The 13,076-nt window shown below is 60.5% G+C and carries 14 protein-coding genes; 10 read left to right on the top strand and 4 right to left on the bottom strand.

What is annotated here, in order from left to right; translation table 11 throughout:
• Nucleotides 1-109: 109 nt before the first annotated feature.
• Both ACLEJR_RS19480 and ACLEJR_RS19485 read left to right on the top strand, forming a co-directional pair.
• Nucleotides 110-598: a TIGR00645 family protein gene (locus tag ACLEJR_RS19480; RefSeq protein WP_042731944.1), complete on the top strand. Its 489-nt coding sequence runs from the start codon at nucleotides 110-112 to the stop codon at nucleotides 596-598.
• A 202-nt stretch (nucleotides 599-800) separates the two neighbouring features.
• Nucleotides 801-1,418 carry an FKBP-type peptidyl-prolyl cis-trans isomerase gene (locus tag ACLEJR_RS19485; RefSeq protein WP_042731943.1) on the top strand — a complete coding sequence of 206 codons (618 nt, stop codon included), beginning with the start codon at nucleotides 801-803 and terminating at the stop codon, nucleotides 1,416-1,418.
• 135 nt (nucleotides 1,419-1,553) lie between these two features.
• On the opposite strand, the gene ACLEJR_RS19490 is transcribed toward ACLEJR_RS19485, so the two are convergent.
• From ACLEJR_RS19490 to ACLEJR_RS19500, 3 genes are all read right to left on the bottom strand, one after another.
• On the bottom strand, nucleotides 1,554-1,811 hold the full coding sequence (locus tag ACLEJR_RS19490) for a PA4570 family protein (RefSeq protein ID WP_440815875.1): 258 nt from the start codon (nucleotides 1,809-1,811) through the stop codon (nucleotides 1,554-1,556).
• 205 nt (nucleotides 1,812-2,016) lie between these two features.
• Entirely contained in the window at nucleotides 2,017-2,358 is a 342-nt protein-coding gene (locus ACLEJR_RS19495) for a zinc ribbon domain-containing protein YjdM (protein WP_440797789.1), read from the bottom strand.
• Nucleotides 2,359-2,551: 193 nt separating this feature from the next.
• Nucleotides 2,552-3,520 (bottom strand): polyprenyl synthetase family protein, encoded by a 969-nt coding sequence (locus ACLEJR_RS19500; RefSeq protein ID WP_440797787.1) that lies wholly within the window; start codon nucleotides 3,518-3,520, stop codon nucleotides 2,552-2,554.
• 239 nt (nucleotides 3,521-3,759) lie between these two features.
• Here ACLEJR_RS19500 and rplU point away from each other — a divergent pair, with 239 nt between their 5' ends.
• From rplU to ACLEJR_RS19530, 6 genes are all read left to right on the top strand, one after another.
• Complete coding sequence (gene rplU, locus ACLEJR_RS19505) at nucleotides 3,760-4,074, top strand: 50S ribosomal protein L21 (protein WP_003176051.1); 315 nt, start codon at nucleotides 3,760-3,762, stop codon at nucleotides 4,072-4,074.
• Nucleotides 4,075-4,109: 35 nt separating this feature from the next.
• Entirely contained in the window at nucleotides 4,110-4,367 is a 258-nt protein-coding gene (rpmA, locus tag ACLEJR_RS19510; RefSeq protein ID WP_003205738.1) for a 50S ribosomal protein L27, read from the top strand.
• Nucleotides 4,368-4,557: 190 nt separating this feature from the next.
• Entirely contained in the window at nucleotides 4,558-5,781 is a 1,224-nt protein-coding gene (gene cgtA / locus ACLEJR_RS19515; RefSeq protein ID WP_440815878.1) for an Obg family GTPase CgtA, read from the top strand.
• Between the two features lie 275 nt (nucleotides 5,782-6,056).
• Nucleotides 6,057-7,175, top strand: a complete 1,119-nt coding sequence (proB, locus tag ACLEJR_RS19520) for a glutamate 5-kinase (protein WP_440797782.1) — start codon at nucleotides 6,057-6,059, stop codon at nucleotides 7,173-7,175.
• A gap of 9 nt (nucleotides 7,176-7,184) precedes the next feature.
• Nucleotides 7,185-7,640: a CreA family protein gene (locus ACLEJR_RS19525; protein ID WP_440797780.1), complete on the top strand. Its 456-nt coding sequence runs from the start codon at nucleotides 7,185-7,187 to the stop codon at nucleotides 7,638-7,640.
• An 80-nt stretch (nucleotides 7,641-7,720) separates the two neighbouring features.
• Nucleotides 7,721-9,757, top strand: a complete 2,037-nt coding sequence (locus ACLEJR_RS19530; protein WP_440815881.1) for a toxin-antitoxin system YwqK family antitoxin — start codon at nucleotides 7,721-7,723, stop codon at nucleotides 9,755-9,757.
• 179 nt (nucleotides 9,758-9,936) lie between these two features.
• Here ACLEJR_RS19530 and rpsT read toward each other — a convergent pair whose 3' ends face one another.
• Nucleotides 9,937-10,215 carry a 30S ribosomal protein S20 gene (gene rpsT / locus ACLEJR_RS19535; protein ID WP_020798646.1) on the bottom strand — a complete coding sequence of 93 codons (279 nt, stop codon included), beginning with the start codon at nucleotides 10,213-10,215 and terminating at the stop codon, nucleotides 9,937-9,939.
• A 253-nt stretch (nucleotides 10,216-10,468) separates the two neighbouring features.
• Between rpsT and murJ the strand changes: the two genes are divergently transcribed.
• Nucleotides 10,469-12,007: a murein biosynthesis integral membrane protein MurJ gene (murJ, locus tag ACLEJR_RS19540; protein ID WP_440815883.1), complete on the top strand. Its 1,539-nt coding sequence runs from the start codon at nucleotides 10,469-10,471 to the stop codon at nucleotides 12,005-12,007.
• A 129-nt stretch (nucleotides 12,008-12,136) separates the two neighbouring features.
• Nucleotides 12,137-13,075: a bifunctional riboflavin kinase/FAD synthetase gene (gene ribF / locus ACLEJR_RS19545; RefSeq protein ID WP_440815885.1), complete on the top strand. Its 939-nt coding sequence runs from the start codon at nucleotides 12,137-12,139 to the stop codon at nucleotides 13,073-13,075.
• The last annotated feature ends 1 nt before the right edge of the window (nucleotide 13,076 follow it).

The following is a 13,076-nucleotide window of genomic DNA, read 5'->3' on the forward strand; positions in this document are numbered from 1 at the left end:
CCAGTAAAATTTTGTCACGGCGGCAGGGGGCAGGGACGGGCCGGGCGTTTGTGGGGCTGTTGGTGGCTGATATACTCGCCGCGTTTTTTCAGCCCTGGTGTGAGATTCAATGGAACGCTTTATCGAAAATGCAATGTACGCCTCCCGTTGGCTGCTGGCGCCGATCTATTTCGGGCTGTCCCTGGGCTTGCTGGCCCTGGCGCTGAAATTCTTCCAGGAAGTCTTTCACGTCATCCCCAACGTGTTTTCCATGGCCGAGTCCGACCTGATCCTGGTGCTGCTGTCGCTGATCGACATGGCGCTGGTAGGCGGCCTGCTGGTGATGGTGATGATTTCCGGCTACGAGAACTTCGTCTCGCAACTGGACATCGATTCCGACAAGGAAAAGCTCAACTGGCTGGGCACCATGGACTCTTCATCGCTGAAGATGAAAGTCGCGGCCTCCATCGTGGCGATTTCCTCGATCCACCTGCTGCGCATTTTCATGGACGCCAAGAACGTCGATCCCGAGCACCTGATGTGGTACGTGATCATCCACATGACCTTCGTGGTCTCGGCGTTCGCCATGGGCTACCTGGACAAACTGACCAAGCACTGAGGTCCGTTCATCCTGCTGACGCAACGCCCGCCTGGTCGAAGCAGGCGGGCGTTGTCGTTTCCGGCAAGCGCTTTGCGAGTGGGACTCGTCATCGGTCATGACTTCTGTGCTAGTCTGCTCGCCCTTTTGGTTCCGGGCGCTCCGGGAGGCGCTGTGGCATGCACGGCCACTTCCCGAGCCGTCCGCACAGCGGAGCAGCACCATGTCCGAAGTTAACCTGTCCACCGACGAAACCCGCGTCAGCTACGGTATTGGCCGTCAGTTGGGCGACCAACTGCGCGACAACCCGCCACCAGGCGTCAGCCTGGACGCGATCCTCGCCGGCCTGACCGACGCGTTCGCCGGCAAGCCGAGCCGCGTGGGCCAGGAAGAAATGTCCGCCAGCTTCAAAGTGATCCGCGAAATCATGCAAGCCGAAGCCGCTGCCAAGGCTGAAGCCGCAGCAGGCGAAGGCCGTGCGTTCCTGGCGGAAAACGCCAAGCGTGAAGGCATTACGACCCTGGCTTCGGGCCTGCAATTTGAAGTGCTGACCCAGGGTGAAGGCGCCAAGCCGACCCGTGAAGACCAAGTGCGCACCCATTACCACGGCACCCTGATCGACGGGACTGTGTTCGACAGCTCCTACGATCGTGGCCAGCCTGCCGAATTCCCGGTCGGCGGCGTGATCCCAGGCTGGACCGAAGCGCTGCAATTGATGAATGCCGGCAGCAAATGGCGCCTCTACGTACCAAGCGAACTGGCTTACGGCGCCCAGGGCGTTGGCAGCATCCCGCCGCACAGCGTGTTGGTGTTTGACGTCGAGCTGTTGGACGTTCTGTAAAACCCTGTCCGGTTTTTACAGCCGGACAAAAAACTGTGGGAGCGAGCTTGCTCGCGAAAGCGTACAGTCAGTCGACATTTTCGTTACTGACATGCCGCCATCGCGAGCAAGCTCGCTCCCACAGGGTCAGGTGCTTCACCCGTGAAACCTGCCATTGAAATCGCCACTGGGGCGCAACGCCCGGGCGTAGCAGAACAGGAACAGATTGCGCACCAGCTCCTTGAGCACCAATGGTTCGCTGGAGTTGAGGCTGTGGAGGTCCAGATCCCCCTGGTCCTGCAACTCGTTCAGAGCATCTTCTTCTATCACTGCGCAGACTTGCCCGGTTTCCCGATGCAGAATCCGTAGGTATGGATGCGGGCGATCCAGCCAGGCATCGATCAGATAAGTCATGGTTCTCATCTCCTTGATGGGTTTCGATGAGAATAATTCTTATTCGCTAAATAGCAAGTCTCAATTGGCGCGTGGATTTCTTTTCAGACGGCGGGTTGGGGAAGCTTGAGACGACTGGCGTCTGGCCAGTGCCCGGAACGACGGGGGTAAGCGGGGGAGGGCGGGGAACCATCCCACGCGGGGCGCGGGATGGAGTACGGCAAGCTCAGACTTTTCTGACGAACTCGGATTTGAGCTTCATCGGGCCGATGCCGTCAATCTTGCAATCGATGTCGTGGTCGCCGTCGCACAGGCGGATGTTCTTGACCTTGGTGCCCACCTTGACCACCAACGACGTGCCCTTGACCTTGAGGTCCTTGATCACGGTAATGGTGTCGCCGTCCTGCAGGACGTTGCCGACCGAATCTTTCTTGACGATGTCATCGGAGGCCGCCTCAGCTTCGCCGCTGGCGGACCATTCGTGGGCACACTCCGGGCAGACCAGTTGGGTGCCGTCTTCGTAGGTGTATTCGGAATTGCATTTCGGGCAGGGAGGCAACGTGCTCACTAGAGTTCCTTGGTATCAGGAGGGCAAAAGGGCGCACATTGTATAGGGTTTTACGTCGGGAGGGGGATGGCTCTGTGGTGAGGGAGCTTGCTCCCGCCCGGTTGCGAAACAGCCGTCTCAAAGCGAGGGCCGCTGCGCAGCCCAGCGGGAGCAAGCTCCCTCGCCACAAAAGCTTTTTATGATCTCGCTCGGATCAGTGAGTACGCGCCACTGCAAACTCGCTCAGTTCAACCAGCGCATCGCGGTATTCGCTGGCCGGCAGGGCCTCCAGGCACCGGATGGCGCGGGCGACATAGTCCCGGGCCAGTTTCGCGGTGTACTCCAGCGAGCCAGAGGCTTCAACCGCCTGGCGGATGCTTTCCAGATCCTCGATCCCACCTTTCTGGATCGCCTGGCGCACCAGGGCCGCCTGTTCGGGCGTGCCTTCGCGCATGGTGTAGATCAGCGGCAGGGTCGGCTTGCCTTCGGCCAGGTCGTCGCCGACGTTCTTGCCCAGGGTCTCGGCATCGCCCTTGTAGTCCAGCAAGTCGTCCACCAGCTGGAAGGCCACGCCCAGGTGGTCACCGAAGGTGCGCAGTGCTTCGCTCTGCTCGGCGCTGGCACCGGCCAGGGCGGCGGCGCTGTGGGTGGAGGCTTCGAAGAGCATCGCAGTCTTGCCGCGGATGACTTCCATGTAGGTCTCTTCCGTGGTGCTGGCGTCGCGTACCTTGGACAACTGCAGCACTTCGCCCTCGGCGATGATGCGGGTGGCCTGGGACAGGATCTTCATCACCGGCATCGAGCCCAGCTCGACCATCATTTCGAACGAGCGCGAATACAGGAAGTCGCCCACCAGCACGCTCGGCGCATTGCCCCACATCGCGTTCGCGGTCGAGCGGCCACGGCGCATGCCGGACATGTCGACTACGTCGTCATGCAGCAAGGTCGCGGTGTGCAGGAATTCGATGGTGGCGGCCAGCAGGCGCATGTCGTCGCCTTCGCGGCCCAGGGCCTTGCCACACAGGAGCACCAATAAAGGACGCAGGCGCTTGCCACCGGCCGAGGTGATGTAGTCACCGATTTTCGAGACCAACGGTACTCGGGAAGTCAGTTGCTTCTTGATGATGCCGTCGACGGCATTGAAATCGTCCGCCACTGCGCGGTAGAAAGCTTGGGGTTGCATCAGCGACAGGCGCTCCAGAAGGGTTGCGCGGCATGCTAGGACCCATGTCCGGGGCTGTCAAGGCACGATAGACGGCTACTTGCAAGGCTTCGTTGGCTTGCGTACAATCGCGCACCCTGAACTTCCTGGGCAGCACCTGCCTTACGCAATTGCATCCGGGCCTTCCAGCCCATGCAGCCATGCCAGCCAATACCTCTTCTTATAAAGCGCTGGGTGAGCAGGATTATCGGAGAAATACCATGTCGTACGCAGTAATTGTTACTGGTGGCAAGCAATACAAGGTCGCCCCAGGTGAATACCTGAAGATCGAGAAACTGGAAATCGCTACCGGCGAATCCGTGACTTTTGATCGCGTTCTGTTGGTCGCCAATGGCGATGACGTGAATATCGGCGCTCCAGTCGTTGCTGGCGCTACCGTTGTGGCTGAAGTGATCTCCCAAGGTCGTCACGATAAAGTCCGCATCATCAAGTTCCGTCGCCGTAAGCACCACATGAAGCGCATGGGCCACCGCCAGTGGTACACCGAGATCAAAATCACCGGTATTCAGGCTTAATTTCAGCCTAATTCCTCACTAGGAGAATTGAACTCATGGCACACAAAAAAGCTGGTGGTAGTACCCGTAACGGTCGCGACTCAGAAGCCAAACGCCTTGGCGTGAAGATGTATGGCGGCCAGGCTATCAAAGCGGGCAACATCATCGTGCGTCAGCGCGGCACCCAATTCCACGCTGGCTACGGCGTAGGCATGGGTAAGGATCACACCCTCTTCGCTAAAGTCGAAGGCGTGATCAAGTTTGAAGTAAAAGGCGCCTTCGGTCGTCGTTACGTAAGCGTTATCGCAGCTTAATTGCGAGACCGCTGGAGAAGCCCTGTCTTGCGACGGGGCTTTTTCGTTTGTGGGGTGAGTCTCTTGCAAAGCTGTTTGTGTGGGCTGGCGGCGCAGCAACCGGGCGCTTGGTCGGGTCACAGCGTGCATTTTTGCAAGAGTCTTATGTCTTGTTTTTTTCGGCTCGTCCGTATGGCGAGAGGCGTGTGTCATGAAGTTTGTTGATGAAGTATCGATTCGAGTAAAGGCCGGCGACGGCGGCAATGGCTGCATGAGTTTTCGTCGGGAAAAATTCATTGAAAACGGCGGCCCGAACGGTGGTGACGGCGGTGACGGCGGCTCGATCTACATGCTCGCCGACGAAAACCTCAACACCTTGGTGGACTACCGCTACACCCGGCACTTCGATGCCGAGCGTGGCTCCAACGGCGGTAGCACCGACTGCACTGGCAAAAAGGGCGAGGACCTGATCCTGCGCGTGCCCGTCGGCACCACGGTGATCGACTCGGCCACCCAGGAAGTGATCGGCGACCTGACCAAGCCTGGCCAGCGCCTGTTGGTTGCTCATGGCGGTTGGCATGGCCTGGGCAACACCCGGTTCAAATCCAGTACCAACCGTGCTCCGCGCCAGACCACGCCAGGCAAGCCGGGCGAGCAGCGTGACCTGAAGCTGGAAATGAAAGTGCTGGCCGATGTGGGTCTGCTGGGCCTGCCGAATGCCGGTAAAAGTACCTTCATCCGTTCGGTGTCGGCGGCCAAGCCGAAAGTCGCCGACTACCCGTTCACGACCCTGGTGCCGAACCTGGGCGTGGTCAGCGTCGACCGCTGGAAGAGCTTCGTGATTGCCGACATCCCGGGGCTGATCGAAGGCGCTTCCGATGGCGCCGGCCTGGGGATTCGCTTTCTCAAGCACTTGTCCCGTACCCGTCTGTTGCTGCACCTCGTAGACATGGCGCCGCTGGATGAAAGCAACCCTGCCGACGCTGCCGAAGTCATCGTCAGCGAGCTGGCCAAGTTCAGCCCGGCCCTGGTCGAGCGTGATCGCTGGCTGGTGCTGAACAAGTGCGACCAGATCCTCGAAGAAGAGCATGAAGAGCGGGTCAAGGAAATCGTCGATCGCCTGGAGTGGGAAGGTCCGGTCTACGTGATCTCGGCCATTGCCAAAGAAGGCACCGAGCGCCTGTGCCACGACATCATGCGTTACCTGGAAGATCGCGCCGATCGCCTGGCCAATGACCCGGCCTACAAGGAAGAGTTGGCCGAGCTCGACCAGCGCATCGAAGACGAGGCTCGTGCCCAGCTGCAGGCGCTGGATGACCAGCGTGCCCTGCGTCGCAGTGGCGTGAAGTCGGTCCATGACATCGGTGACGATGATTGGGATGAAGAAGATGTGGACGACGAAGATGGTCCGGAAATCATCTACGTTCGCGACTGATCCTGAAATGTTCGTCAGTTAGGCTGCAAATCCTGTGGGAGCGAGCCTGCTCGCGAATGCGTTATCTCGGCCAGTGTCTATGCTGCTGATCCAGCGCTTTCGCGGGCGGGCTCGCTCCCACAGGTTTAAGTGGGTCGGCGCGGTGTTATCATCGCAGCCGGCCGGTTTCCAGGGCGCCGCTCATTCGAGCGGCGTTTTGGTGTCTGCAAAACGCAAATACGAATAATCCATGGGCGGCGCTGGGTCGCGCCGTTCGCTGGCAAAGGTTGAAGATAATGCGGAGCAAGGTGACGGGTGCGCAGCGCTGGGTCGTGAAGATCGGCAGCGCACTGCTGACGGCGGATGGCAAAGGCCTGGATCGCAAGGCCATGGCAGTGTGGGTCGAGCAGATGGTGGCCTTGCATGAGGCTGGCGTCGAGCTGGTATTGGTCTCGTCCGGGGCTGTGGCCGCAGGTATGAGCCGCCTGGGCTGGACGTCGCGACCCAGCGCGATGCATGAATTGCAAGCCGCTGCCGCCATCGGCCAGATGGGCCTGGTGCAGGCCTGGGAGTCGAGCTTTGCCGAGCACGGTCGCCACACGGCGCAGATCCTGCTGACCCATGACGACCTGTCCGATCGCAAGCGTTACCTCAATGCCCGTAGTACCCTGCGGGCGCTGGTGGAGCTCAAGGTCATCCCTGTCATCAACGAAAACGACACGGTGGTCACCGACGAAATCCGCTTCGGCGATAACGACACCCTGGCCGCGCTGGTGGCGAACCTGGTGGAAGCGGACCTGCTGGTGATTCTCACCGATCGCGATGGCATGTTCGATGCCGATCCGCGCAGCAACCCCGATGCCAAGCTGATTTACGAAGCTCGCGCCGACGACCCAGCGCTGGACGCCGTGGCGGGCGGCACCGGCGGCGCCCTGGGGCGTGGCGGCATGCAAACCAAGTTGCGCGCGGCGCGGCTGGCGGCGCGTTCCGGCGCTCATACCATCATTGTCGGCGGCCGCCTGGAGCGCGTGCTGGATCGCCTGAAGGCGGGCGAGCGCATCGGTACGCTGCTCTCTCCTGAACGCGGCATGTTGGCGGCACGCAAGCAATGGTTGGCCGGGCACCTGCAGACACGCGGCACGCTGGTGTTGGATGCGGGTGCCGTGTCGGCCTTGTCCCAGGGCAACAAAAGCCTGTTGCCGGTGGGTGTGAAGTTGGTGCAAGGCAGTTTCCGTCGCGGCGAAATGGTGGTTTGCGTGGCACCGGACGGGCGTGAAATCGCTCGTGGGCTGGCCAACTACAGCGCGCTGGAGGCGCAGAAAATCATCGGTCAGTCGTCTGATGCGATTGTCGGTCTGTTGGGGTACATGGCGGAGCCTGAATTGGTTCACCGTGACAACCTTATCCTCGTCTAAGGAAAAATCATGGGTTTGGCAAAAGGATTGATTGGCCTGTTGTTGGCGTTGCCACTGCTGGCCTCGGCCGAGGAAATTGGCCAGGTATCGACGGTGTTCAAATTTGTCGGGCCGAACGATCGGATCGTGGTCGAGGCGTTCGATGATCCCAAGGTCGATGGTGTGACCTGTTACCTGTCGCGGGCCAAGACCGGTGGTGTCAAGGGTGGCCTGGGCCTGGCTGAAGACCGTGCCGAGGCCTCCATCGCCTGTCGCCAGGTGGGGCCGATCAACTTCAAGGGTGAGCTCAAGGATGGCGAAGAGGTGTTCAGGGAGCGCACTTCCCTGGTGTTCAAGACCATGCAGGTGGTGCGTTTTCTCGACAAGAAGCGCAACACGCTGGTGTACCTGGTCTACAGCGATCGTGTGATCGAAGGTAGCCCGCAGAATGCGGTCACGGCGATTCCGATCCTGCCTTGGCGCTGAATCTCGAGTAATGGAGCGAGCAGAGCGGCTCGCTTTCTTCTGTCATGGATGTGCTGTGCTTCTGGCGCGAAGGGATTGGTATGCGTTCGTTTTTGATGGTGTGGGTCTTGGGGTGTTCGGTATCCATCGCGGCATGGGCCGAGCCGTTCTACGCAGACAAGCCGTTGGCCCATCCGGTGATAAAAACCTCCCAGGAGAGCGGTGCGACGCTGGCCTTTATCCGTGAAGCGCAGGGTATCGTCGGCTATTCGTGCCTGTGCGATTCGCCGGATGGGGCGCCGACAGTGCTCGACCGGTATGGTGATGCCAGTATCGAGTCGGTGTTCTATGCCAATCTCGACAGCCGTCTCCAGACGCTGATCGTGCTGTCCCGGGCGAAGGGGCAGTATGCATTGCGCGGTTACCGCTTTGTTCCCTCGACGGGTGAGTACCGGCGGCTCGAAACGCTCCAGCCGGTGCTCGATCGCATCGCCGCTCGTCACAAAGTGCTCAACGCTGCGCTCGTGCAAAAGGCTCTGGGCGAATGGCCGCCCTATGACTATAGCGTCACGCTGCCTCGCACCGGTGTTGCCGAATTCGATGCGCTTGACCCGGCCGACGGCACGCTCGTGGGTTACTTCGGTGTCGACGGGGTGCCGGCTTCAGTTGGCCAGCCCGCGGAAGATCCTCACCGTGACACCTATAAAAAGACCTTCCAGCAGCGCGAAGGACGCTGGCTCACGCTGACCTACGAGCGCGTGCCTCCTCGGGAGGAGGACGTCGGCTCCGCCTACCGGGTCGCCAGGATGGCCTGGGAGCGCGACCCGACATTGTACCGGGGGTCTGAAGAGGGGCCGTGGGCGGCCCTTGCGGGCGAGCGGCTTTTGGCGCTGGGCGATTATGTGCAGGGCAAAAGATCCGGTCAGTGGACTGAGTTCGACGAGTGGGGCAACGCGTCCGTCGGCGCCTATGAGAACGGCTTGCGGCAGGGAGTCTGGATCGTTCGTGATCGCCAAGGTGTCTCCAGCGGCATGATTGTCGACGATTACTACGAAGGGCGCTGGACGATAGAGTCGAATGACGACGATGGGCAGGTTTCGGGCTTCGATACCTACAAGCGGGGTGATTATGACGGTCCCTCCGAGCGTGTGAAAAATGGCGAGGTGGTCCAGCGTGGCGAGTTCGTCGCGGGGCAGCAGCACGGCGATTGGATAATGCCCTGGGGTAAGGGGCGTTACGAGCGGGGTGTGCGCGAGGGTCGTTGGACGCTGAAAGTGGGCGATGGTCATGTCCAGGTCGTGGATTTCGTGGCCGACAAGATGCAGGGTGAGCTGCGTGAGGTAGACGCCGCGGGTGTGCTGCGGCTCGTCGAGCACTACCGTGCGGGTGTATTGGACGGGGTGAGGCAAACTTACGCGGCGAATGGCAAACTCACTTATTCGGCCAGTTATGCCAATGGTCAGGTTGACGGGCGCGCGCTCACCTACAGCGATGACGGTGCGGTGCTGCGTTCCGATATCACGTGGCGCCATGGTGTGAAAGAAGGGGTGTTTCGTCTCTACCACCCCAACGGACAGCCGGATACGGTGGCGACCTATGAGGCGGATGAACCTATCGGCAATCTGCAGTCGTTTGATGCAAGCGGGGTGTTGATCGCTGACCGCAACTATTGCCACGTGCCGGATGGCCAGTCCACTCGCATTCAGCCCTGCGGCAGGCAGCGTGGGGCATTTAATAACGGCCAGTTCGACTACGAGAGCGATTACCTCTTCGGTAACGAGCAAAGTGCTCGTCTCGTCCGGGATGGGCGCACAGTGCGCGAAGTGTTGCTGGGGCCTGATGATCGCGTGACGAGAAACGAGTACTACCCCAACGGCCAGTTGAAATCCTCTGAAGCCAGGCAGGGTTTCCGATTGATCACGGTCGAGGGGCGCAGCTACAAGGATTACTCGTACGCCCGGCGCGAAGGGGAGGCCGTCTACTATTACCCTACGGGCGTGGTTGAGCGGCGCATGAGCTTCAAGGATGACAAGATCGTAGGCTGCTACACCGGTTACGACGAGAACGGCATCCAGAATTTTCCACCCCCGGGCGGTTGTCCGCCGCGCAAGCCGGTGGTGTTCAATTTTGGGGAGTGATGGCGCTTGCTGTGATGTAACTCAACGGTGCAAGCGGAGGACAGCATCTGCTCGGTCGCCTGGCATCATGCTTCGCGAGCAGGCTCGTTTCTGCGGGGGTTGGGGGGTTATAGGGCGTTTGCGAAATCACAGGCAATAAAAAACCGACCCTGGGGTCGGTTTTTTAATGAGCGCGTCGCTTAGGCAGCAGCGGCAACGTTCAGGGCCTTTACATGGCCATTCAGGCGGCTCTTATGGCGAGCAGCCTTGTTCTTGTGGATGATGCCTTTATCGGCCATGCGGTCGATAACTGGCACAGCCAGAACGTAAGCAGCTTGGGCTTTTTCAGCGTCTTTTGCGTCGATGGCCTTGACTACATTCTTGATGTAGGTGCGGACCATGGAACGCAGGCTGGCGTTGTGGCTGCGACGCTTCTCAGCCTGTTTTGCACGTTTTTTGGCGGAAGGTGAGTTGGCCACCGTCGAGCTCCTCGAAAGACTTTTTAGGAAATAGCAAACAAAATAGGCCGCGAATCATGCCGATGAGTTGACGGGTTGTCAAGGGCGGGCAATGCATTCCGCTGAATGGCAGCCGCAATGCACCGGAGGATTTCTTTCCGGCGTGCGACCTGTAAACTCGCGGGTTTTGGCGCGGTGCTGTTTAGCGGCGCGCAGTATCGCACAAGTGGGCGCGTTGTTCGCCTGCTGTTCATCGACAGGCAAAACTCTTTTCATGAACCTGCTCAAATCGTTGGCTGCCGTCAGCTCTATCACGATGCTCTCCCGCGTCCTGGGGTTCGTCCGTGACACCCTGATCGCGCGGATATTCGGCGCCGGAATGGCCACCGACGCCTTCTTCATTGCTTTCAAATTGCCCAACCTGCTGCGGCGGATCTTCGCTGAAGGGGCATTTTCCCAGGCCTTCGTGCCGATCCTGGCGGAATATAAAAGCCAGAAGGGCGACGAAGCGACCCGCACCTTCATTGCCTATGTCACGGGCCTGCTGACGCTGGTGCTGGCGCTGGTCACGGCTGCCGGCATCCTTGCCGCGCCCTGGGTGATCTGGGCCACGGCGCCGGGGTTCACCGATACCCCGGAAAAATTCCAGCTCACCACTGACCTGTTGCGGGTGACCTTTCCTTATATATTGTTGATTTCCCTGTCCTCCCTGGCCGGAGCGATCCTCAATACCTGGAACCGCTTTTCCGTGCCGGCCTTCGTGCCGACCCTGCTCAATGTCAGCATGATCGTGTTCGCGGTGTTTCTGACGCCATACTTCGACCCGCCGGTGATGGCCTTGGGTTGGGCGGTTCTGGTGGGCGGCCTGGCGCAATTGCTCTATCAGCTGCCGCACCTGAAAAAGATCGGCATGCTGGTGCTGCCACGCCTGAACCTGCGTGACAGCGGCGTGTGGCGGGTGCTCAAACAGATGCTGCCGGCGATCCTCGGGGTTTCGGTCAGCCAGATCTCCTTGATCATCAACACCATATTTGCCTCGTTCCTGGAGGCCGGCTCCGTGTCGTGGATGTATTACGCCGACCGTCTGATGGAGCTGCCGTCCGGTGTGCTGGGTGTGGCCCTGGGCACGATCCTGTTGCCGACCCTGGCCAAGACCTACGCCAACCAGGATCGCCATGAGTATTCGCGCATTCTCGACTGGGGGCTGCGGCTGTGCTTCCTGCTGGTTTTACCGTGCGCCCTCGCGCTGGGAATCCTGGCCGAGCCCCTGACCGTTTCGCTGTTCCAGTACGGTCGTTTCAACGCGTTCGATGCCCTGATGACCCAGCGGGCGCTGATCGCCTACTCGGTGGGCCTGCTCGCAATCATCGTGATCAAGGTGCTGGCCCCGGGTTTCTACGCCCAGCAGAACATCCGTACGCCGGTGAAGATCGCCATTTTCACCCTGGTGATGACCCAATTGTTCAACCTTTTGCTGATCGGCCCGCTGGCCCACGCCGGCCTGGCCCTGGCGATCAGTGCCGGTGCCTGCCTCAACGCCGGATTGCTGTTCTATCAGTTGCGCAAGCAAAAGATGTATCAGCCGCAGCCGGGCTGGGCCAGGTTCGCCTTGAAGCTATTGGTGGCCGTGGCCATGATGTCGGCGGTGCTGCTGGGGGCCATGCATTTCATGCCGGCCTGGGGTGAGGGGCAGATGCTCGAGCGTTTCCTGCGCCTGGGCGTGCTGGTGGTGGCTGGCGTGGTGGCATATTTCGGCATGTTGCTGCTGATGGGTTTCCGTCTGCGCGACTTCAATCGCAAGGCTTTGAGCTGACGCCCGGTCCCGGATAACCCAGGGCTGGGCGGCGGTTTTGTCGGTTCGAGCACTTTGGGTTACGGTGTTGCCTGTCGTCGGCCGCCGGGTGTGGTTATAATCGGCCACTTTATGAGCAAGAAGCGCGTTATGCAGCTGGTTCGAGGCCTTCACAACCTGCGCCCCCAGCATCGGGGCTGCGTCGCCACCATTGGCAACTTTGACGGTGTTCACCGTGGTCACCAGGCTATCCTGGCGCGGCTGCGCGAGCGTGCGCGGGAGTTGGGCGTGCCCAGCTGCGTGGTGATTTTCGAGCCGCAGCCGCGGGAGTTTTTCGCCCCGGACACCGCTCCGGCCCGCCTGGCTCGGCTGCGGGACAAGCTGAACCTGCTGGCAGCCGAAGGCGTCGACCGTGTCTTGTGCCTCGCCTTTAACCAACGCCTGAGCAAGCTCAGTGCCGCCGAATTCGTCGAGACCATCCTGGTGGATGGTCTCGGAGTGAAACACCTCGAAGTCGGCGATGATTTCCGTTTCGGCTGCGACCGGGCAGGGGACTTCGTCTACCTGCAACAGGCCGGCGCCGCCAAGGGCTTTACCGTCGAAGCGGCGCAGACCGTGGAAATGGACGGCCTGCGCGTCAGCAGCACGCAGGTCCGCAATGCCCTGGCGGCTGCCGACTTCGACCTGGCCGAGCGCTTGCTGGGCCGCCCGTACCGGATTGCCGGACGGATCCTGCACGGGCAGAAACTGGCGCGCCAATTGGGCACGCCGACGGCCAACGTGCAGCTCAAGCGCCGTCGTGTGCCGCTGACCGGGGTTTTCCTGGTGAGTGTCGAAATCGACGGCAAGGCCTGGCCCGGAGTCGCTAATATCGGCGTACGGCCTACCGTCCAGGGAGACGGCAAGGCGCACCTCGAAGTACATGTTCTGGATTTTGCCGGCGATCTGTATGACCGGCGTTTGACGGTGGTTTTCCACCAGAAGCTGCGTGAAGAGCAGCGTTTTGCCTCTCTGGAGGCGCTCAAGACGGCGATCCATGCAGATATCGCCGCCGCCCGTGCCCTTGTCGCAACCAGCGCCAATCGCTAAT

The sequence above is a fragment of the Pseudomonas sp. SMN5 genome (assembly GCF_052041925.1).
Classification (GTDB): Bacteria; Pseudomonadota; Gammaproteobacteria; order Pseudomonadales; family Pseudomonadaceae; genus Aquipseudomonas.

Excerpts from the sequence above, each read along its gene's own strand:
- ACLEJR_RS19480 (WP_042731944.1), top strand. The coding sequence starts at position 110 with ATGGAACGCTTTATCGAAAATGCAATGTACGCCTCCCGTTGGCTGCTG.
- ACLEJR_RS19485 (WP_042731943.1), top strand. The coding sequence starts at position 801 with ATGTCCGAAGTTAACCTGTCCACCGACGAAACCCGCGTCAGCTACGGT.
- ACLEJR_RS19490 (WP_440815875.1), bottom strand. The coding sequence starts at position 1,811 with ATGACTTATCTGATCGATGCCTGGCTGGATCGCCCGCATCCATACCTA.
- ACLEJR_RS19500 (WP_440797787.1), bottom strand. The coding sequence starts at position 3,520 with ATGCAACCCCAAGCTTTCTACCGCGCAGTGGCGGACGATTTCAATGCC.
- rplU (WP_003176051.1), top strand. The coding sequence starts at position 3,760 with ATGTCGTACGCAGTAATTGTTACTGGTGGCAAGCAATACAAGGTCGCC.
- rpmA (WP_003205738.1), top strand. The coding sequence starts at position 4,110 with ATGGCACACAAAAAAGCTGGTGGTAGTACCCGTAACGGTCGCGACTCA.
- cgtA (WP_440815878.1), top strand. The coding sequence starts at position 4,558 with ATGAAGTTTGTTGATGAAGTATCGATTCGAGTAAAGGCCGGCGACGGC.
- proB (WP_440797782.1), top strand. The coding sequence starts at position 6,057 with ATGCGGAGCAAGGTGACGGGTGCGCAGCGCTGGGTCGTGAAGATCGGC.
- ACLEJR_RS19525 (WP_440797780.1), top strand. The coding sequence starts at position 7,185 with ATGGGTTTGGCAAAAGGATTGATTGGCCTGTTGTTGGCGTTGCCACTG.
- ACLEJR_RS19530 (WP_440815881.1), top strand. The coding sequence starts at position 7,721 with ATGCGTTCGTTTTTGATGGTGTGGGTCTTGGGGTGTTCGGTATCCATC.
- murJ (WP_440815883.1), top strand. The coding sequence starts at position 10,469 with ATGAACCTGCTCAAATCGTTGGCTGCCGTCAGCTCTATCACGATGCTC.
- ribF (WP_440815885.1), top strand. The coding sequence starts at position 12,137 with ATGCAGCTGGTTCGAGGCCTTCACAACCTGCGCCCCCAGCATCGGGGC.